The sequence below is a fragment of the Bradyrhizobium sp. Kon56 genome (assembly GCF_055807635.1).
The window spans coordinates 1-250 of record NZ_JBVVOU010000542.1 but is presented as its reverse complement, the minus strand read 5'-3'; the positions used below and the strand labels follow the sequence as shown (position 1 = coordinate 250).

1 protein-coding gene is annotated in these 250 nt (G+C 64.4%); it reads left to right on the top strand.

What is annotated here, in order from left to right:
• Nucleotides 1-36 precede the first annotated feature (36 nt).
• A partial coding sequence (locus tag AC0L3B_RS39985) for a hypothetical protein (RefSeq protein ID WP_473383468.1) occupies nucleotides 37-250 on the top strand: 214 nt, incomplete at its 3' end.

Sequence of the window (250 nt, the reverse complement as noted above, 5' to 3'; positions counted from 1 at the left end):
AGCCATACTTTTCGCCTTATCAGATATCACTCCACTATGTCGTCAGCCCTTATCGATGCCTGCCAGATGCCTGTCCCGCACACCGAACGGGTGTGCGCATGGCTGATGGCGCATGCCGGGTTGAAGACGGTCGACCTGGAACGCGCCCGGCGCTTGTCCACCGAGGGTGCGGACCTGCTGGGTCTGCTCACGCGCCTGGGGCTGGTCAGCGAAGCCGAACTGGCCCGCGCCTGGTCCGCCTTGCTCGACG